This is a genomic window from Dolichospermum sp. LEGE 00246, from assembly GCF_015207865.1.
Classification (GTDB): Bacteria; Cyanobacteriota; Cyanobacteriia; order Cyanobacteriales; family Nostocaceae; genus Dolichospermum; species Dolichospermum heterosporum.
The window spans coordinates 1-19,878 of sequence record NZ_JADEWA010000046.1 but is presented as its reverse complement, the minus strand read 5'-3'; the positions used below and the strand labels follow the sequence as shown (position 1 = coordinate 19,878).

At 40.2% G+C, this 19,878-nt stretch carries 22 protein-coding genes; 10 read left to right on the top strand and 12 right to left on the bottom strand.

Translation table 11 applies throughout. The features are described 5' to 3' along the window. Nucleotides 1-27: 27 nt before the first annotated feature. Entirely contained in the window at nt 28-345 is a 318-nt protein-coding gene (locus IQ228_RS05395) for a hypothetical protein (protein WP_193962350.1), read from the bottom strand. A gap of 82 nt (nt 346-427) precedes the next feature. Here IQ228_RS05395 and IQ228_RS05390 point away from each other — a divergent pair, with 82 nt between their 5' ends. Together IQ228_RS05390 and IQ228_RS05385 are read left to right on the top strand one after the other, a co-directional pair. Continuing rightward, entirely contained in the window at nt 428-1,012 is a 585-nt protein-coding gene (locus tag IQ228_RS05390; protein ID WP_168467404.1) for an L-threonylcarbamoyladenylate synthase, read from the top strand. Continuing rightward, nucleotides 1,002-1,910, top strand: a complete 909-nt coding sequence (locus IQ228_RS05385; RefSeq protein ID WP_027401846.1) for a sensor histidine kinase KdpD — start codon at nt 1,002-1,004, stop codon at nt 1,908-1,910. Before IQ228_RS05390 ends, IQ228_RS05385 begins: the two co-directional genes overlap by 11 nt. Here IQ228_RS05385 and IQ228_RS05380 read toward each other — a convergent pair. From IQ228_RS05380 to sufB, 5 genes are all read right to left on the bottom strand, one after another. Beyond that, a complete protein-coding gene (locus tag IQ228_RS05380; RefSeq protein WP_027401845.1) occupies nt 1,876-2,340 on the bottom strand; it encodes a GNAT family N-acetyltransferase in 465 nt (154 codons plus the stop codon). The genes IQ228_RS05385 and IQ228_RS05380 overlap by 35 nt on opposite strands. A 434-nt stretch (nt 2,341-2,774) precedes the next feature. After that, entirely contained in the window at nt 2,775-4,040 is a 1,266-nt protein-coding gene (locus IQ228_RS05375; protein WP_027401844.1) for a cysteine desulfurase, read from the bottom strand. A 159-nt stretch (nt 4,041-4,199) separates the two neighbouring features. Next, the gene (sufD, locus tag IQ228_RS05370; protein ID WP_193962349.1) at nt 4,200-5,549 is read right to left on the bottom strand and encodes a Fe-S cluster assembly protein SufD; all 1,350 of its coding nucleotides are present in this window, start codon (nt 5,547-5,549) and stop codon (nt 4,200-4,202) included. After that, the gene (gene sufC / locus IQ228_RS05365) at nt 5,549-6,334 is read right to left on the bottom strand and encodes a Fe-S cluster assembly ATPase SufC (RefSeq protein WP_027401842.1); all 786 of its coding nucleotides are present in this window, start codon (nt 6,332-6,334) and stop codon (nt 5,549-5,551) included. Before sufC ends, sufD begins: the two co-directional genes overlap by 1 nt. 51 nt (nt 6,335-6,385) lie before the next feature. Next, nucleotides 6,386-7,825, bottom strand: coding sequence for a Fe-S cluster assembly protein SufB (gene sufB / locus IQ228_RS05360; protein ID WP_027401841.1), 1,440 nt, complete (start codon nt 7,823-7,825; stop codon nt 6,386-6,388). Between the two features lie 237 nt (nt 7,826-8,062). Between sufB and sufR the strand changes: the two genes are divergently transcribed. The 3 genes from sufR (at nt 8,063) to IQ228_RS05345 (ending at nt 9,697) form a co-directional block, all read left to right on the top strand. Then, a complete protein-coding gene (gene sufR / locus IQ228_RS05355) occupies nt 8,063-8,734 on the top strand; it encodes an iron-sulfur cluster biosynthesis transcriptional regulator SufR (protein WP_027401840.1) in 672 nt (223 codons plus the stop codon). 169 nt (nt 8,735-8,903) lie between these two features. Continuing rightward, the gene (locus IQ228_RS05350; protein ID WP_228043707.1) at nt 8,904-9,449 is read left to right on the top strand and encodes an ATP-binding protein; all 546 of its coding nucleotides are present in this window, start codon (nt 8,904-8,906) and stop codon (nt 9,447-9,449) included. 71 nt (nt 9,450-9,520) lie between these two features. After that, on the top strand, nt 9,521-9,697 hold the full coding sequence (locus IQ228_RS05345) for a hypothetical protein (protein ID WP_160170612.1): 177 nt from the start codon (nt 9,521-9,523) through the stop codon (nt 9,695-9,697). Nucleotides 9,698-10,118: 421 nt separating this feature from the next. On the opposite strand, the gene IQ228_RS05340 is transcribed toward IQ228_RS05345, so the two are convergent. The 5 genes from IQ228_RS05340 to IQ228_RS05320 form a co-directional block, all read right to left on the bottom strand. Beyond that, nucleotides 10,119-10,859, bottom strand: a complete 741-nt coding sequence (locus IQ228_RS05340) for a D-Ala-D-Ala carboxypeptidase family metallohydrolase (protein ID WP_027401839.1) — start codon at nt 10,857-10,859, stop codon at nt 10,119-10,121. A gap of 536 nt (nt 10,860-11,395) precedes the next feature. Next, nucleotides 11,396-11,893, bottom strand: a complete 498-nt coding sequence (locus tag IQ228_RS05335) for a type I restriction-modification enzyme R subunit C-terminal domain-containing protein (RefSeq protein ID WP_027401837.1) — start codon at nt 11,891-11,893, stop codon at nt 11,396-11,398. Nucleotides 11,894-11,984: 91 nt separating this feature from the next. Continuing rightward, nucleotides 11,985-12,410: an HNH endonuclease gene (locus IQ228_RS05330; protein WP_193962348.1), complete on the bottom strand. Its 426-nt coding sequence runs from the start codon at nt 12,408-12,410 to the stop codon at nt 11,985-11,987. After that, nucleotides 12,407-12,790: a hypothetical protein gene (locus tag IQ228_RS05325; protein WP_228043706.1), complete on the bottom strand. Its 384-nt coding sequence runs from the start codon at nt 12,788-12,790 to the stop codon at nt 12,407-12,409. Before IQ228_RS05325 ends, IQ228_RS05330 begins: the two co-directional genes overlap by 4 nt. Nucleotides 12,791-12,936: 146 nt before the next feature. Next, on the bottom strand, nt 12,937-13,380 hold the full coding sequence (locus IQ228_RS05320; RefSeq protein ID WP_080683846.1) for a Uma2 family endonuclease: 444 nt from the start codon (nt 13,378-13,380) through the stop codon (nt 12,937-12,939). Here IQ228_RS05320 and IQ228_RS05315 point away from each other — a divergent pair. After that, entirely contained in the window at nt 13,361-13,741 is a 381-nt protein-coding gene (locus IQ228_RS05315) for a hypothetical protein (protein ID WP_228043705.1), read from the top strand. The genes IQ228_RS05320 and IQ228_RS05315 overlap by 20 nt on opposite strands. Before the next feature lie 57 nt (nt 13,742-13,798). On the opposite strand, the gene IQ228_RS05310 is transcribed toward IQ228_RS05315, so the two are convergent. Next, nucleotides 13,799-14,188, bottom strand: coding sequence for a DUF4351 domain-containing protein (locus IQ228_RS05310; protein WP_228043704.1), 390 nt, complete (start codon nt 14,186-14,188; stop codon nt 13,799-13,801). 225 nt (nt 14,189-14,413) lie between these two features. On the opposite strand from IQ228_RS05310, the gene dnaK reads away from it, so the two are divergent. The 4 genes from dnaK to rsgA all read left to right on the top strand — a co-directional run bounded on the left by dnaK (nt 14,414) and on the right by rsgA (nt 19,820). Further along, a complete protein-coding gene (gene dnaK, locus IQ228_RS05305; protein ID WP_193962347.1) occupies nt 14,414-16,372 on the top strand; it encodes a molecular chaperone DnaK in 1,959 nt (652 codons plus the stop codon). 792 nt (nt 16,373-17,164) lie between these two features. Beyond that, on the top strand, nt 17,165-18,298 hold the full coding sequence (gene dnaJ / locus IQ228_RS05300; RefSeq protein ID WP_027401833.1) for a molecular chaperone DnaJ: 1,134 nt from the start codon (nt 17,165-17,167) through the stop codon (nt 18,296-18,298). Then, nucleotides 18,295-18,552 (top strand): sulfurtransferase TusA family protein, encoded by a 258-nt coding sequence (locus IQ228_RS05295; protein WP_027401832.1) that lies wholly within the window; start codon nt 18,295-18,297, stop codon nt 18,550-18,552. The genes dnaJ and IQ228_RS05295 overlap by 4 nt, the downstream gene beginning before the upstream one ends. Next, nucleotides 18,549-19,820 carry a small ribosomal subunit biogenesis GTPase RsgA gene (rsgA, locus tag IQ228_RS05290; RefSeq protein WP_193962346.1) on the top strand — a complete coding sequence of 424 codons (1,272 nt, stop codon included), beginning with the start codon at nt 18,549-18,551 and terminating at the stop codon, nt 19,818-19,820. Before IQ228_RS05295 ends, rsgA begins: the two co-directional genes overlap by 4 nt. Nucleotides 19,821-19,878 lie beyond the last annotated feature (58 nt).

The window sequence follows — 19,878 nt, the reverse complement described above, 5'->3', positions numbered from 1 at the left end:
ATTAATAATAACAAAAATAACCCTCTATCATATTCTCCCAACTGCTCCAATTTCATTTAACCGAAACATACAATGTACAGCATGAGGGTGTTTCTCTCGCGCTTGCTGACTAGCAACTTCTATATCTTGATCAACAAAATAATCACCACTATCTGGCTCTACGGCAATATACCAATTATGATATTCTTTAATCAACTCAGGACGTACACGCTCAAAAATTGCCCGACAACGTTTGTGAAATGCTTCTCTTTCCGCTTCACGTCTAGCCAATTCTTCCGGCGATAAAGTCAATTCAGGGAAAATTCTTCCTCTTCTTGCTGGTTGTTTTGGTGTTAGTTGAGTCATGTTTTTAAACCCCATTTCTACTATGATAATAATATCAAAAAAATTATCCTTAACTCAAAACACCAGCAGAAAAACCATCTTTATGAACCTTTCATTATCAGTCCTAATAGAATCTGCAAAAGCGGGAAAACTCATCAGTTTCCCTACAGATACCGTCCCTGCATTAGCCACCATACCAGTACAAGCAGAATTAATTTATGCTGCGAAACAACGTAGTTTTGATAAACCTTTAATTTTAATGGCTGCCAAAGCCGAAGATTTATGGGATTATGTTCAAGGTAGCCAAAGAGAATATCAAACCTGGCAAAAAATTGTTAATCAATATTGGCCAGGTGCTTTAACTTTAGTTTTACCAGCTAGTGACAAAATTCCCACTGTCATGAATCCTGTTGAACCGACTACTATTGGAATTCGCGTCCCCAATCATCCAGTTGCTCAAATTATTTTGGCGCAAACTGGTCCAATGGCGACAACTAGCGCTAATTTATCAGGACAACCAGCTTTAGAAACCAAAGCAGCTATAGAAGCTCAATTTCCAGAGGTTTTAACATTAGAATCAACGGAATACCAAGGTTTGGGAATACCTTCCACCGTTGCTAAATGGACAGGGAACAATTGGCAGATTTTACGACAAGGTAGTATTAAATTAGATAATTATGAATTTTAGTAACTGGCTATATTTAGGCGCGGGAATAGGATTAGGAATAGGTTTTTGTAGATTATTCCTTCAGTCTAGCAAATCTGCATCCGTTCCCGTTGAAAATGCTCCACAACAGCAAGAAAACCCACTTTTGGCAGAATTAGAGCAAACCCAATTAGCCTACTATCAGGCGCGGGAAATGAGCCAATTTCAAGGGGGTTTTTTAGCTAGGATTGGTCATGAATTGCGATCGCCTTTAGGGAGTATGATGGGTTTACATCAACTGATTTTGGCAGATTTGTGTGAAAATTCCCAAGAAGAGCGAGAATTTGTCCAACAAGCTTACGAAAAATCTCTGAAATTATTAAAACTAATTGATGAAATTCTCAATGTTTCCAAAATTGAATCTGGTAGAAATAAATTAGATATTCAGGCTTTGCAATTAAGTGAATTTCTCCAGGAAGTTTATGAACTAACTTATTTACTAGCCGTTAACCGCAATTATCCTTTTATTTTATCACCGTCAGATCCAGAAATTCAGATTTTGACAGATTACCATTGGCTCAAACAAGTATTAATCAATTTGATAGATACAACAATTGCTAACATGGAAGAAGGGAATATACATCTTTCTAGCAACTTACAATCTCCAGATAATTGGGTCAATATTTGGTTAGACATACCCACTGATACAGTAATCACAAATGAATCTCTGCATTTGATGAAATCAGAACCGCAAACAACTCAGGAAAATATAGATTTATCACCAGGAATGAAACTTTTACTCAATCAACGTCTGGTAGAATTGATGGGAGGAAAATTAGAAATTTTGCCTTTTCCCACCAACCAGGAAGAAACATCGCAGTTAACTAGACTGCAAATATCCATACCTACAGGGACTCTTGCAAACAAATCTCTTCAGTGACAAAAGCCTCAAAATTAGATTGATTATCTAAAACCATTGTTGTGGTGTTATTGACTTGAAAACCAATCTTTTCATAAAACTCCTGTTGGTGCGTTGTCATTAAGTATACACGCTCTACCTTCTGCATTCGGGGATGACTTAAAACCGTTTCCACCAACTTGCTACCCAATCCGTTACCTTGATAATCTGGATGAATGACAACATCCCAAATTGTAGCGCGATAGATGCCATCAGAGGTGGCTCTAGCAAAACCAATTAATAATTCCCTATCCCAGATAGAAATAACAGGTTCACTGTTAGCAAGAGCTATACCCCAATCCTTAATACTACGTCCTTTTGCCCAAAAAGCAGCCAGATTAAACAGTTCTTGGAGTTGGAAAAGATCAATATCCGCAAGGCTTTGGCTAAATTGAATCTGAGAATATTTCATCTATAGACACCTAATGATCGGAGTATCTTAGCTTCTGTTATGGCATATTTTCCTAGAAATTACTAACTTTGTATATGTATATGCAACATTTTAACTAGGGTCAGGATTCAATACAATACTGCTAAGATTCCGCGGGTAGGGGTAAAGCAAAAGCTGATATGTGTTAATTTAAGCTCAAATCCCTACCACATCTCGTTCCTAGTCTCTGACTAGGAATGCAGTTGATGAGGCTCTGCCTCTAATATCATTGAAGGCAGAGCCTTCTAGAATTCATTCCCAGTCAGAGACTGGGAACGAGATGATGCAACTACCTTCGGGCAGAGGGAAAGTTAACGCTTGGGGAGAGAACCACCTCTGGCTTAAATACCGCAAGGGGTTTGAGTTAAGTGGATTCGTTGAACTAAGAATCTCAGTGGCTAAAGACAGTGAGAGTGTCAATCGCCAAACACACCAGCAAAAAAGTCCAAAGTCTCCTTCAATGCTTTGATGAAAATATCAATTTCCTCAAGAGTATTGTAAAAAGATAAACTTGCTCTTGCAGTTCCTGATAAACTCAAGTAACGGTGTAATGGTTGCGTACAATGGTGTCCAGAACGAATCGCTACACCTTCTTGATCTAACAAAGTTGCTAAATCATTAGCGTGGACACCCTCGGCTGTAAAAGCGGCTAATGCGGCTCTCCCTTCCCCTTGAGCATTGGGTTTTGGTCCGTAGATTCTAATTTGGGGTATTTGCCCTAATTGCGCGAATAAATAGGCAGTTAATTCGGTTTCATAGGCATGGATTTTATCCATACCGATGTTAGTAAGATAATCTATAGCCGCACCAAGTGCGATCGCCTCCCCAATAGCCGGAGTACCAGCTTCAAATTTATGGGGTAATTCTGCATAGGTGGAATGGTCTAAAAATACCTCTGCAATCATCTCACCACCACCGAAAAATGGCGGCATTGCTTCTAGTATTTCCAGCTTACCATATAAAAAGCCAATGCCAGTGGGAGCGCACATTTTATGTCCAGAAGCCACCAACCAATCACAGTCAAGTGATTGAACATCAATGGGAGTATGGGGGACACTTTGGCAAGCATCAAGTAAGAATTTCGCACCGTATCTGTGAGCAATTTCGGCTATTTCTTTAACTGGATTTATGCAACCCAAAGTATTAGAAATATGCACAATAGACACCAGTTTTGTTTTGTCAGAAATCAAGTTTTTAAACTGTTCCAAATCAAAAGTTTCTGCCGGTGTTAATTCGACAAACTTCAAAACCGCGCCTGTTTTTTGAGCCACAAATTGCCAAGGAACAATATTACTATGGTGTTCCATGACCGAGAGAATAATTTCATCTCCTGGCTGTAAGTTGTTCATTCCCCAACTGTAAGCGACTAGGTTAATAGCTTCAGTTGCATTGCGAGTGTAAACAATTTCTTGACGTGATTTCGCATTAATAAACTTAGCAATCTTATCACGCGCACCTTCATAAGCATCAGTAGCCTTTCCGCTCAAGAAATGTGCGCCACGATGAACATTAGAATTATATTGTTCGTAATAATCACGCCAAGCATTTAAAACAGCGAAAGGCTTTTGAGAAGTAGCCGCATTATCGAGATAAACCAGGGGTTTACCGTGAACTTCCTGATGTAAAATGGGGAAGTCAGAGCGGACTTTATCAGCGAGAGATTTGGTAGAAGTGATGGTCATTTTTAATAAAGAGTTCAGGAGTTTTTAGGTTTAATTACACCGGGCGGTTAGAAACCGCAGCTACACAGGCGAAACCCACCTTCGTGGGTTCAATACCTTAATTTACATCTTGAGTCCGCGAAGGCGGACTTTGTTTGTATAGCCGCGATTTCTAATCGCCTATTTATTTGTGAGACTTGTAACAGTTTTCAACAAACTCTCACGCAAAGAAGCAACAGGAATAAAGTTAATAATTTCCATTGCGAAACCATTAACTAATAATTTCCGGGCATTATTTTCATCAATACCGCGACTTTGCAGGTAGAATATTTGATCATCCTCTAACTGACTGACAGTAGCACCATGAGCGCATTTAACATTATCAGCAGTGATTTCTAATTGAGGTTTGGTGTCAATTCTCGACTTAGACGATAACAACAAATTGCGATTTAATTGAGAAGCGTTAGTTAACTGCGCCGGTTTAGGAACAAAAATCTTACCATTGAAGACACCACGAGCGCGATCGCCTATAATGCACTTATGTAACTGTTTGCTCACACCATGTGGATGATTTAAAGACAAAGCACTGTGAGTATCAGCCAATTGATTATCAGCAATCACAGTTAAACCATTGAGCGTCGTTTCCGTTTGCTCACCAGTTTGCAAAATCTCCAAATTGTGACGTGATATTTTGCCACCAACCGTCACCGCATTACAATTATAACGACTATATCGCGCCTGAGTAACAGCAGTTTTCCCAACATGAAAAGCCGCTGCACCTTCCCGCACAACCCTATTATGACTCACCTGAGCATTTTCATTTACCCAGATTTCCGTTACCCCATTAGTAAAATACACTTCCTTCTCTGTGTTCTCCGTGTCTCTGTGGTTCGTATATTCCTCAATCAAACCCACCTGAGAATTACTTTCAGCTACCACTAAAACACGAGGTTGGGAAATAGTTGCAGACTCACCAGAAACAGAAACAAAAAGTAAATGAATAGGAGTTTCCACAACCACATTTTTAGCAACCCATACCACCGCGACATCATTTAGAGCCGCAGTATTTAAAGCCGTAAAAACTTCTTTAGCACCTTCAGCTTGCGCTAAATATTCCTGAACAACTTCACCAGGTAAAACATCCAAATTACCAACAATTAAGCCAGCAGGTAAATTTTCAGTATTAGATAAATCAGGTGAATAAACACCATTAATAAAAACTAACCGCCCAGAGACTTCAGGTAAAACAAAATCATCTTGTAGAGACAATTCATGAATTGTCTCTACATTATTAAAATCCACCTGTTTGAGAGGTGATAAATCAGTAAATCGCCATTCTTCCTCGCGGGTATTGGGGATAACAGAATGACGCACCCAATTAACAGCACCGTCGCGCAAATCCTGTAACCAACCATCTGATTTTTTGGTAGTTACCCGACTTAACAAACCACTTAAAAAAGCATCTCTATCTAATAGATTTTGTTGTAGAGACGTTTCATGAAACGTCTCTACATTAATTGAAATAGACATTATACACCCACTCCCAAAGCTTCTTCTAGAACCCAATCATAACCGCGAGATTCCAACTCAAGAGCCAACTCCTTACCACCACTTCTAATAATTTGTCCCTGCGCCATAACGTGAACAAAATCAGGGACAATATAATCTAAAAGACGCTGATAGTGAGTAATCATAATCGTCGCATTTTCAGCATTAGTTAACTGATTAACACCATTAGCGACAATTTTCAGAGCATCAATATCCAAACCAGAATCAGTTTCATCCAAAATAGCTAATTTAGGTTCTAAAATCGCCATTTGCAGAATTTCATTCCGCTTCTTTTCCCCACCGGAGAAACCCTCATTCACACTGCGATTCAGAAAAGAAGAATTCATCTTCACAACATCCAGCTTTTCCTCAACCAAATCATCAAAATCGAAAGCGTCAACCTCTTCTAAACCTTGAGCCTTCCGACGAGAATTATAAGCCACCCGTAAAAAATCCAAATTACTCACACCAGGAATTTCCAGAGGATATTGAAAAGCTAAAAACACACCACTCCTAGCCCTGTCTGCGGCTTCCATATCCAAAAGATTTTGTCCTTGGAAAACCACCTCACCACCAGTAACAGTATAAGCTGGATGTCCCGCCAAAACCTTAGAAAACGTACTCTTCCCAGAACCATTTGGACCCATAATCGCGTGAACTTCCCCAGCGCGAACCTCCAAATTCAACCCCTTCAAAATCTGAGTTCCATCAACATCAGCCGTCAAATCCTTAACCGACAAAATCAAATCACTATTCTCAACAATCATCTTCTCTTCCTCTCTTTCTCTGCGTACTCTGTGCCTCTGTGGTTCGTTTTTTTAACCCACACTACCCTCTAGTTTCAGACTCAACAACTTATCAGCCTCAACAGCAAACTCCATAGGAAGCTGATTAAAAACATCCTTACAGAAACCGCTAATCATCATCGAAATAGCATCTTCCGAAGAAATACCCCGTTGAGCAAAAAAGAACAATTGATCTTCACCAATTTTAGAAGTAGAAGCCTCATGTTCCACCTTACCCGTATTATTCTGAACTTGAATATAAGGAAAAGTATTAGCTTGAGCATTATCACCAATTAACATCGAATCACATTGAGAATAATTTCTCGCGCCTTTTGCTGTAGGATTAATTTTCACCAAACCCCGGTAACTATTGCTAGATTTACCAGCAGAAATACCTTTAGAAATAATTGTACTGCGGGTGTTTTTCCCCACGTGAATCATCTTACTTCCAGTATCAGCTTGCTGCATATTATTTGTTAATGCAACCGAGTAAAATTCACCCACAGAATTATCACCAATTAAAACACAACTGGGATACTTCCAAGTAATCGCAGAACCTGTTTCTACTTGAGTCCAAGAAATCTTAGAATTCACACCTTGACACAAACCACGTTTAGTTACAAAGTTGTAAATTCCACCTTTACCATTGACATCCCCAGCGTACCAGTTCTGTACAGTAGAATATTTAATTTCGGCATTATCTAAAGCAACCAATTCCACAACCGCCGCGTGTAATTGGTTGCTGTCGTACATTGGCGCTGTACAACCTTCTAAATAAGAAACATAACTTCCTTCTTCGGCGACAATTAAAGTCCGTTCAAATTGTCCTGTATCACCGGTATTGATGCGGAAATATGTAGATAATTCCATAGGACATTTTAGTCCCTTGGGAATATAGACGAAAGAGCCATCACTAAATACAGCCGCATTTAAAGCCGCAAAATAATTATCAGCAATGGGAACAACGCTACCCAAATATTTTTTAATTAACTCTGGGTGTTCTTGCAGTGCTTCCGAGAAAGAACAGAAAATTACACCGTCTTTAGCGAGTTTTTCTTTATATGTAGTAGCCACAGAAACACTATCAAAAATCGCATCAACAGCAACGTTACTTAATCGCTTTTGTTCATTTAAAGGAATACCTAATTTTGCAAAGGTTTCCAATAAAGTCGGATCAACTTCGTCTAAACTGTTGAGTTTAGCTTTCTTTTGTTTCGGTGCGGAATAATAAATAATATCCTGATAATTAATAGGCGGATATTGGACATGAGACCAAGTTGGTTCTGTCATTTTCAGCCATTGGTGATATGCGCGGAGGCGATATTCCAACATGAATTCCGGTTCATTCTTCTTGGCGGAAATCAGGCGAACAACATCTTCGCTTAACCCACGAGGGATAGTATCGGCTTCAATATCGGTAACAAAGCCGTACTTATAAGGTTGGTTGACTAAAGTGGTGACGGATGCGCTCATCGTTTCTCTTATGTTCTCTTTAAAGGACGGGCGACGGGTTGCACAAAGCTAATTCCCGTTTTGTGTTACCGATTCCTAACAGGACTGCTAGAATAGGTTTAACAGCTAAAACAACTCGGCTGTTGTTTAATCTATATTTCATTGTACGATAGATTAACAACAACAATGTTGTTTAAGTTAAATTTTCAGAAAAAAGTTTTTTATTTTGGGACGTTTGCGAAGCGTCTAGTAAAGAAGATGGCGACTACCCAGCAGACCTCAACTAAGCAGGATATCCTAGAGTATCTATTAAAACACTCAAAAGCAACGGCTGTTGAGTTGGCTAACTTTTTGGATGTGAGTCCCCAAGCGATTCGCCGTCATTTAAAGGATTTAGAGACGGATGAGCTAGTTATATATTCGGTATCAGCACAGCCGAGTATGGGCAGACCTCAGCACGTTTATCACTTGAGTCGGGGCGGAAGACAACACTTGCAAAAAAGCGTCAACCGCTTAAGTGATGGTTATGGCGAGTTTGCGGTTTCTCTCTTGGACACTTTAGCGGAAACTGTGGGACGTGACCAAGTAAAATCTATTTTACGGAAACAGTGGGAACGTAAAGCTCAAGAATATCGGGAAAAAGTGGGTACTGGTTCTTTACAGGAACGAGTCGCAACTTTGATAGAATTGCGAAAAGCTGAAGGTTTTATGGCGGAGTTTCACGCTGTGGAATCAGATGCTAGTGGTGCGGAAAGATTCATTTTTGTGGAACATACCTGCGCTATTTCTGATGTTGCGGAATCTTTTCCCAGCGTTTGTGGTCATGAATTGGAAATGTTTGCGGCTATTCTCCCAGATTGTACTGTGGAACGGACTCACTGGTTGATTCATGGTGAACATCGTTGTGGTTATTTGGTGGAAAAAAGTTAGGTGGTTGGGTGGAAGTAATTGAACGCAGATAAACGCGGATAGACGCAGATAAGGAAGTCCGTTATTTTTGTTGTGGATGTGGGATGACAATAGATGATTTTACAATTAATTGATCAGGGTTTAACATTGCTAAATATATATTGAAGAGTATACTGAAAAGCAAATTAATATGAAAGTTCAAAACGTTAAGCTAAAACATTTTAAGAAATTTCGAGATCAGGAGTTAGATTTTACTGATCCTGAAACAGGTTTAGCAGAAGATTTAATTGTTCTGATTGGTGTAAATGGTGCTGGAAAAACCAGTATTTTACAAGCTATTGCATCCACATTAGGTACAGCTACAGAAAGATTAAACAAACCTGCTGATTTAGATTGGCCAGGATTTAACTATGAATTATTAGGTAGTAATTGGCGTGGCTCTCCCACCAATGTCACTATTAATGTACAATTTTCTAAATCAGAACTGCAAGCTATCAGTGAATTTCACCAAAAATTACGGGAAATGGGACGTGATTTACCAGTTTCTCCTGCTCAAAAATATCTTGTTACTTTAAAATGGCAAGGTGAAGATGTAAGAGCAAATAGCGCAGCAGAATTATTTCAATTTAAAGGACGAGAATATGCTAAACAATGTTTTGACTTTGTTGGCAATTCCGTTAATGGACATATCAGTTCAGGCACAGATACAGTTTCAGAAACTTACGTGACGCAGTAAGTAATGCAGTAATGCAGTAATTAAGATTGAGTTAGTACCAATTTAAAACAATTTAAAACAGGAGAGGCACTATGGCGAGAAAGTCTAAGGATTTTAAAGATTTGATGAAACAAGGGCAGAGTTCCCAAGATAAGCAGAAAAACCTGGAAGCACTGAGAAAGAAGATGGAAGAGGGGGGATTTGGGGAATTGGCTGCAAATATACCCATAGAACCCCTGTTTGATTTGTCGGGGTTTGAGAATCGTTAAGTTTTATTGGGGATTAGCTAGTAGGAACTTTAGAGCGATAGCGAAGCGCGACCTAGGAATCGCGAAGCGCTGCTGCAAGCAGTTCGCTTATGACAAAGTTTCTATCCCATTGGGAGTAATAAATAATGAGATTACAGCGATCGCTTCATTAAAAGTTTCTATCCCCTTGTGGGTAATAAATAATTAGATTGCAGAAGGCGATCGCTTATGACAAAGTTTTTATTCTCTTGCGAGTAATAAATAATCAGATTACAGCGATCGCCAAGCGCTGCTGCAAGCAGTTCGCTTATGACAAAGTTTCCATCCCTTTGCGGGGAAGATGTAATGTCAACATATTATAGGTTAAGTATTAAACAGAGCCAAACAGAAAAACCCTTTGAATATTATATTCAGAGGGTTTTTTATTCTGTTTTAGTTATACTTAATAAGCAAAAATTACTCGATTACCCGGTCGAGTGTCCACGTGAAAAAATCCTTTGTTTTTTCCCATAAATACAGCGTCTCCCAATCCGGTAAAGTCAGATATCTTCAAGACTTCCCATAACCTCTTAAAATCCTTATTCAAAGGTACTATATCCAGGGCGCGGAAATATAAATGCTGACTATTTTTAGCACCACCCACAGACCTATTTACGCTTGGTGGGCGATATCCTGAAGTGATTGTCATAGGCGACCCAAATTTATCACGCACTTCACCCCAAGTTCTAGCTAGTTTAATTGCGTTTGCAACATATTCAGAACTTGTGGGAATACGAGTACAATTTTTAGTAGCTTCGCCCCAAGTCAAAGGAATACCTTCAACAATATATTGATTTGCGTAAACTATCTCTCCTCCCGGTAGCTTCATAAATGCCCCAGTTTTAGACCCTGCTGCTTTATTTAACACGGGAAGGGCTAAACTGTCTTCATATCCAGAATCTTCATTATCCACGAGTTTTAGCAACTCTTTAGCTGTAGTTACACCCAAACCAAGAGGATATTGTAAATTATTGTCTTCCTTAAACTCAATAAAAGCTTGCTTTGTTAATTCACCAACAATCCCATCAGCCTCGATATTTAACAGTTTTTGAATGTGTATAACTAGACTAGGATTTGCCTCTGTGATTAAAATCGCAGGTGAGTTTAATTTAATAAAGTCCTGGAGTGTTTTAATTTCTGTCATGAATGTTTTATGTAGTGTATTGTGGGCGGAGGAAAATCAAAATATATTTCGTTTTTTGAAATGGCTAAAACTCAACGACAATACCCCATCGAGGTGAATTTACATATCGTTACACATTTTGGTTATTTCACGTCCACCTACTTAAGTATATCAATAAGAGGAATTACTAATGCAGTATATCGCCAGTTTTAGTAGAGGAACTGGCGGAACTGGCTCAAAAACAGGCAGTACACACATTGTCAATCCTGAAAACAATAGAAAGACTGTTTTTGGTCAAACTATTATGTTTCCATCCCCTTGCGGGGAAGATGTAATGTCAACAGCAGATGATTTGATGGGAGCGATAGCGAAGCGCGACCTAGGAATCGCGCAAAGTACCCGCAGTAGGCATTGCCTGGAAAATCTACAAAAATTGCCCCTAGTAACGCGCCCATTTCCCTCAAATTACACGAAATGGCACTTTCGTTGAATGAAAACAATGGGATATAAGTCCTGTTCTTTAATAAGAGCGAAAATTTTCTCTCTCATTAAATCGCTTATGCGACTGCCCTGCCATAAACTTCTTCCAGTAGACAAATCAATTCATCTACTTGGGAGGAGGTAAATAATTCATCGGGTCCCTGTGGTGTAATGTCAGTAAATGGAGATTCATGGAGAAGTGCAGCATCCATGACACCATGTTCTGTGAGGTAGTCAATGATCATATTCACAAACTCTATCTGATTAGCATTAAGCTTTTTGTCAGATATAAAACGAGCTAATTCCTGTTTGGCTACTTCCCTATCAAGTCCTACTAGAAAACGAACAAATAAGCCTAATCCTTGTGACTCTTCTTTAGCGCGGATAATATCTTCAGTTTCCCCGATACCACTTTCTGCTAATATGCTTTCTAGTTCTGATAAATCTGATGGAGTTAGTTGTTTATTAGTTCTCAGTTTGAAAATAACTATATTATCCTGATGCGATCGCAAAAACGCCCGTGCTTTAGCGCGAAACTTTTCAAAATTATCAGATGATGTCAATACTATTGCCAATTTTCCAAAATATGTCTGAAACCCAAGAAAATCGTGACGATATCAATAGGGTTTCAGGGCTTTGGCAATAGTATTGAGCATATTCTCTAATTCATTCATTTTTATTTGATTCCAATTGAGCAATTATCTTACGCACAGGCAGATACTCCACACGATTCACCCGCAATAACTTAACAGTCACCCGCCCAATTGGCGTTAAAGGCTGAATCATACCGCTTTCTACATCAAACAAAAAATGTTCACCCCAATTATCCTTTCTCGGATGATAAAGTCTCACCGTCTCACCAGATTCTGGGTCAATTGAAGCAATATCACTACCTTTAGCCTGATTACATAACGAACAGGACAGTGCCAAATTTTCTAACACCGTTGCACCATCATGTTTTTCTGCAATCACATGATCAATCTGATGAGTAGCCAAAACCAACATCTCTGGAATTAGACAATACTCACAACACCCCTGAGTGCGTTCAAATACAATTTTTCGGAAATTAGTAGGAATATAAGTTTCACTCATGCACCTTGTTGTAACTTGAGCAAAGCTTGAGCCTTAGCAAGACGTACCAAATGCTCAATAAACTCATAATGTTGCCACAGACACAGATCGCTTTCATCTAAACCTTGATGACGATTTTTGTCTAAAAGAGATTCAATTTCAGCCTGAAGCTGATGAGAAAGACGGAGAGTTAAAATTTCTTGAGGAGATGGTAACTTTGCCAAAAACTCTAAAACTTCAGTTAGTCCAGAAAAACCCGTCCCCGGATTAGCACTAATTTCTCGCAATCCTAAAGCCAAAATTTGGGGTAAATCTTCCTTGCGAGATTCTAAATTTCGCGCCATTTCATCAGGTATGTCTAAAGTAATTTGCATAATTTTTTGCTCTTCGGTAATATACATTATATATAAATAGCCTCAGCTAAAACACGCTCACGAATCCGGGGTTTAAGCCCGTTCTTAGTAACAACATCCACCTTCAAGCCAAACATTTGCTGGCAAAAGAAAAATTTTATCTGTGTTCATCTGCGTTTATCTGCGTTCGTATTTTATCCTTGTAAAACCTCAGCCACAGTTAACTTCAAATCACTAAACAACGGCGAACAAATCACCTCATCCCTTGTAAAAACTCGCTCATCATAAAAACCCTCCACCCACTCCAAAACCGTCACCTTTTGCCCCATCGGATCAACAATCCAATACTCAGCAATTCCCCGCGCTGCATATTCAGAACGCTTGTAACGATAATCTCGATTTTCCTGATTTGGACTCACCACCTCAACCACCAACAAAGGGGGCGGCATATCCATTAAAATTAAAGAGCGTGTAGCATTTTGCATCACCTGTGCTAACTCTTCAGAAAATACCACTAAATCAGGAACACGCACCCCCACCATGCGACTATTTACAGCTATTTCTGTTTTCATACTCAAGCGGTGATAGGGAATACCTAATTGAGAAAAATAGAGGTGCTTGGGTGTTAAAGATGCCATACCACCACGTACAGTAGACAGGATAAAGTTTCAAGAAGATGTAGCAGCATTATTTAATCTATTTCCCGGAGAACCGCAAGAGATTCCCCTTGAAGTTGCCCAAGGGATGATATTTAGTGCTTGTGAATACGCTCTAAGCTTAGGATTTCAACCACACAAAGACTTTGAAAAATCACGAGCGCACATTGGAGAATGGGATGGAACAATACGTATTGAATGTGGTCGCAATGGAAACCCATTTTATGTCAGCGGTCCCCACGATAACCCCACAAAAATTATGGAAATATTGAAGAAAAGCAGGGGTGAAGGTAATTTTGATTTTATGCTTGGTTCAGACCCTGTTGAAGATGATTTTTGGTAAACCCAATCCTTGTAATCTTGGCAAGTATGATATCAAATGACAAGTGACAAGCAATAATCATTCTTGTTGTTTTAACCAAACTTCCAAATCTGCTATTGTTGCAAAATCAAATAAAACATTTCTCATGGCTTCTAATTTTGGTAAAGATAATACCTGAATTTCGGCTATTAGTGATGAATTAACGTCACCAAAGCGATAATTGAGAAAACTGGTAATCCATTTGACAGCTTCTTCTTTTTTACCTTTTTGTAAAATATCCTGATAAATGACTGACTCTTGCATAATATCCTCCCGTAAAAATTGACGAACTAAATCTTTTTCAAATTTCAAGCCCGCTAAAATCTCTGTACACCCTGCTATATTTTGTCTTTCTTCCCTATTAGGAATATTAGCAATTTTTTCAGCAACCTGCTTTAGTAATGTAGATGGTGAATTGGTGCGGGTCAACGAGATACCTGTACCAATTGAAGTCTCTGAAATTTAGGAGCCTCAAACTAGAATCATCAATCATGAATGCCAATGTAATAGTAATTTTTTAAAACGGTAGCATCTGTGTAAGCGATCGCTTATAATGTGTTTTAAATAAAGGTTGCATAAATTCATTGCCTGTAGCTAAGACACAACCACTTGTGAGTAATTACGGCAGAGCATCTTACTAAAAATAATTCAAGTATGGGAAAAGTTATTGGGATTGACTTAGGGACTACAAATAGTTGTGTCGCTGTTTTGGAAGCTGGGCAACCAAAAGTAATTGCCAACTCCGAAGGTGGACGTACTACCCCTAGTATCGTAGCCTTTGGTAAAGCTAACGATCGCTTAGTCGGACAACTAGCCAAGCGACAAGCTGTAACCAATGCCGAAAACACAGTCTACAGTATCAAGAGATTTATCGGTCGTCGCTGGGAAGACACAGAATTAGAGCGCGGTCGTGTCCCTTATAATTGTATCAAAGGCAGGGATAACACCGTTGATGTCCAAATTCGCGCCCAAAACTACACACCCCAAGAAATATCCGCTATGGTCTTGAAAAAACTCAAGCAAGACGCGGAAAATTTCCTGGGGGACGAAGTAACAAAAGCCATAATTACCGTACCAGCATATTTTACAGATGCTCAAAGACAAGCCACAAAAGATGCAGGTACTATTGCTGGGCTAGAAGTATTAAGAATTATCAACGAACCCACCGCCGCCGCCCTAGCCTTCGGTTTAGACAAACAAGATCAAGAACAATTAATCCTAGTATTTGACTTAGGCGGAGGCACATTTGACGTATCTATCCTCCAACTAGGAGATGGAGTTTTTGAAGTTAAAGCCACCTGTGGTAATAATCATCTCGGCGGAGACGACTTTGATAATGCCATTGTCTGCTGGATGGTGGAGCGATTCCTGGCAGAAGAGAAGATAGACATTACCCAAGACAAAATGGCACTCCAACGCCTGCGAGAAGCCGCGGAAAAAGCCAAAGTCGAACTATCCAGCCTGGTTGTTACCTCCATTAACCTGCCATTTATCACGGCTGATGCCAGCGGACCCAAACATCTGGAAATGGAACTCAGCCGGTCCCAATTTGAAGAACTCACAGGGAGTTTAATCGAGGGGACAATCGCCCCCATAATGCAAGCTCTCAAAGATGCAGAAGTCAAACCACAGAATATAGATAAGATTATTCTAGTCGGGGGTTCTACCCGCATTCCTGCTGTTCAAAACGCCCTGATTAAATTTTTCAATGGTAAAACCCCAGATCATTCCGTCAACCCTGATGAAGCCGTAGCCTTGGGTGCAGCTATCCAAGCTGGGGTTTTGGCAGGGGAATTAGACACCCTGTTACTTTTAGATGTCACACCTTTATCTTTAGGGATTGAAACACTAGGAGAAGTATTCACCAAAATTATTGACCGGAATACCACCATACCCACCAGCAAAGCTCAAATATTTTCTACAGCCGTTGATGGTCAAAACTCCGTAGAAGTTCATGTCCTCCAAGGAGAGCGCGCTATGGCTAAAGATAACAAAAGTCTGGGCAAATTTCTCCTCAGTGGCATTCCCCCTGCTCCTCGCGGCGTTCCCCAAATTGAAGTCGCTTTTGAAATTGATGTGAATGGCATCCTCAAAGTTGCGGCGCAAGATAAAGGTACGGGTAGAGAACAGAGCATCCGCATTACAAGTACAGGCGGTTTAAGCAACAACGAAATTGAGCAAATGCGGAAACAAGCTGAATTATTCGCCGAGGAAGATCAAAGACGTAAAGAACTGGTAGCACTCAAAAACCAAGCTAATAATCTTTTGTTCACCTATAATTCAACATTACGGGATAATCCAGACTTGGTCAGTGAGCAATTGATGGCTGTGGCTAATCAGAAAGTTGAACAACTACAAGCCGCAATGAACAACTCCAATCTGTCCCCAGGGAAGTTTAAAACACTTTTAGAGGATTTCCAACAAACTATCTTTGCTATTGGTACAGACGTTTACAACCAGGCTAGTGAGGAAGATTCTAAATCAGAAGATGTGACGCAAATCAATCTCACAGAAGAATATCATTCTTCCTTACCCAACTCACAAATACCACAATTCAACGTTGATTTAGATGAAGAAAATAACTCACAAGTTGATTATGAGACCATAGACTAGTACCGCAAGGCGGAAGTCAAAAGTCAAAAGTCAAAAGTCAAAATGAAGACAGTATAGGCTTTTGGAGGATTTAGAATGGTTCATTCACTTACGCCACAGCGTACTAGTACCGCAAGGCGGAAGTCAAAAGTCAAAAGTCAAAAGTCAAAAGTCAAAATGAAGACAGTATAGGCTTTTGGAGGATTTAGAATGGTCCATTCACTTACGCCACAGCGTACTAGTACCGCAAGGCGGAAGTCAAAAGTCAAAAGTCAAAAGTCAAAATGAAGACAGTATAGGCTTTTGGAGGATTTAGAATGGTTCATTCACTTACGCCACAGCGTAATAGAAATTTACCATGCCAAATATCTGCTTAACACAGGCATACCATATACCTAGCCAAAAGTATAGGTTGGGTTTTCCACATTTAATAGTACGGCTAGTACCTATAATCAATAGGTGGGTTTTCCACACTTCAATAGCACAATAATATAGCAGGAACGATTTAATGTAATTTGTCTTTACGAACAGCGGAAAAATCCCAGACAAAACCCTGGTCTAGGAAAAATAAGGACAGATTTACTCTTTTCTAGACGCTTAAGCAACCACTTTAAACATACCCTATGATCATTATTGTGGACACTAATGCCAAGAAAATAATAATTATTAACAAAAATTAAAAAAGAGCATGACTAACGCTAATCCCCGCTATTTGCACTCCTAAAAGTCTGTATTCTTGTTAAAGTGTTACCTTGAACCTATTAGCTAGTATTTTCTGTAATTCTGCTTCCTTCTAAATTTTAACCTTGCTATATGGCCCGAGACTATTATGAAACCCTGGGTGTCTCTCGTGACGCCGAGAAAGAAGAGATTAAACAGGCTTATCGCCGCCTAGCCCGAAAGTATCACCCAGATGTAAATAAAGAATCTGGGGCAGAGGAACGATTTAAGGAAATTAACCGCGCCTACGAAGTCCTGTCTGAACCAGAAGTTCGCGCCCGTTATGACCGCTTTGGTGAAGCAGGTGTTTCTGGCGCGGCTGCGGCTGGTCCTGGTTTCCAGGATATGGGTGACATGGGTGGTTTTGCCGATATCTTTGAGAGCATTTTCAGCGGCTTTGCTCCAGGTGGACAACCCCAACAAAGACGGCGGAGCGGACCAGTACGGGGCGATGATCTGCGCTTAGACCTGAAATTAGATTTTCGGGAAGCGGTATTTGGTGGAGAAAAGGAAATTCGGATTTCCCATTTAGAAACCTGTGAAGTTTGTACTGGTTCTGGAGCTAAATCAGGAACTCGCCCCCGGACTTGTAGCACCTGTAGCGGTTCAGGTCAAGTTAGACGGGTAACGAGAACTCCTTTTGGTAGCTTTACCCAAGTATCAACTTGTCCCACCTGTGATGGCACAGGAACAGTGGTGGAAGATAAGTGTAATGCTTGTGATGGTAAGGGCGCAAATCAGGTTACAAAGAAACTGAAAATTAATGTTCCCGCCGGTGTGGACAATGGCACAAGACTACGGATTTCCCAAGAAGGAGATGCGGGTCAACGGAATGGTCCTCCAGGTGATTTATACGTTTACTTGTTTGTCAATGAAGATGAAGAATTTCATCGTGAGGGCATTAATGTTAGCTCGGAAATTAAAATTAGCTACTTACAAGCGATTTTAGGTTGCCGATTGGAGGTAAATACGGTAGATGGACCTGTGGAGTTAATTATTCCCTCTGGAACTCAACCGAATACAATCATGAAATTAGAAAATCGTGGTGTTCCCCGTCTGGGTAATCCTGTGAGTCGTGGTGATCATCTGTTGACGGTGTTAATTGATATTCCCACGAAGATCATCCCAGAGGAACGAGAACTACTGGAGAAGTTGGCTAAAATTAAGGGAGACAGAACTGGTAAGGGTGGTTTAGAAGGTTTCTTAGGAGGCTTGTTTAAGTCATGATTGGGTCTTCTGTATTCACCCCTGATGCTCAACTCGATTTACGTGGTACTCCTTGCCCGATTAATTTTGTGCGGACAAAATTATTTCTGGAAAAGATGCCTCCTGGCGATTTGTTGGAAGTCTGGTTAGATCCGGGTGAACCGATAGAACAAGTTCCTGATAGTCTGACAATGGCTGGTTATCAAGTGGAACAAATTACAGATTGTACTGGCTATTTTTCCCTGGTTATCCGTCGTCCGGTTACTGTGGCATGACAGGGGAAAATATTTCTACTAAACAGTTATTGGGTACGGTGTTAGCTGTACAGGCTAATTTTTATCGGGTGCAGATGGATGAAGTAGAAGGAGTCAGCACTTCGGCTTCGCTCAGTGAACAGTCAGGAGTTCAGGAGTTCAGGAGTTCAGAAATAATAGAAAGTTCTTCCTCCCCTTCTTCGCTGTCACCTGTTCCCTGTCACCTGTCACCTTCTTCCCCTTCTTCGCTGTCACCTGTTCCCTGTCACCTGTCACCTTCTTCCCCTTCTTCGCTGTCACCTGTTCCCTGTCACCTGTCACCTTCTTCCCCTATCCTCCTCTGTACAAGAAGAACGCGCTTAAAAAAGATTGGTCAGCAGGTGATGGTGGGCGATCGCGTAATTATTGAAGAACCAGATTGGGCAGGGGGACGGGGGGCTGTGGGTGAGGTTTTACCGCGTCATAGTCTATTGAATCGCCCAGCGATCGCTAATGTCAATCAAATTCTCCTGGTTTTTGCGGTTGCAGACCCGCCTTTAGAACCTATTCAATTGAGTAGATTTTTAATTAAGGCTGAGTCTACAGGAGTTGATGTGCTGTTATGTTTGAATAAATGTGATTTAGTCTCTTTAGAAGAAAAACAGCAAATTAGCGATCGCTTACTGGCTTGGGGTTATCAACCTTTATTTATTAGCGTTCAAAACAACATTAATATTAACCAAATAGCCACATATTTGCAGGATAAAATTACTGTGATTGCTGGTCCTTCTGGTGTGGGAAAATCCAGCTTGATTAATAGTTTGATTCCCGATATCAACCTGCGGGTGGGGGAAGTTTCCGGTAAATTAGCCCGTGGTCGCCATACTACCCGTCATGTAGAATTATTTGAAATGCCTACAGGTGGATTATTAGCAGATACTCCTGGTTTTAATCAGCCAGATTTAGATTGTAGTCCCGAAGAATTAATTCACTATTTCCCAGAAGCAAGAAAACGCCTAGCTGCGGCTCATTGTCGCTTTAGTGATTGTATCCATAAAGATGAGCCAAACTGTGCTGTGAGTGGTGACTGGGAACGATATCAGCATTATTTAGAATTTCTGGATGATGCGATCGCTTATCAAAGCCATATTAACCAACAAGCTGACCCGGAATCAAGTCTGAAATTAATATCTAAAGGTAAAGGTCAAAGTCAGTACGAACCAAAACTGGAAAGTAAAAAATATCGCCGAATTTCTCGTAAAACCCAATTACAAGATTTACAGGAGTTATATCGAGACAGTGAGGATTAAGAGGGTGTTTGAAAAGTTATGGTTGATGTATCAAATATTTTTTACCCCACCCTAACCC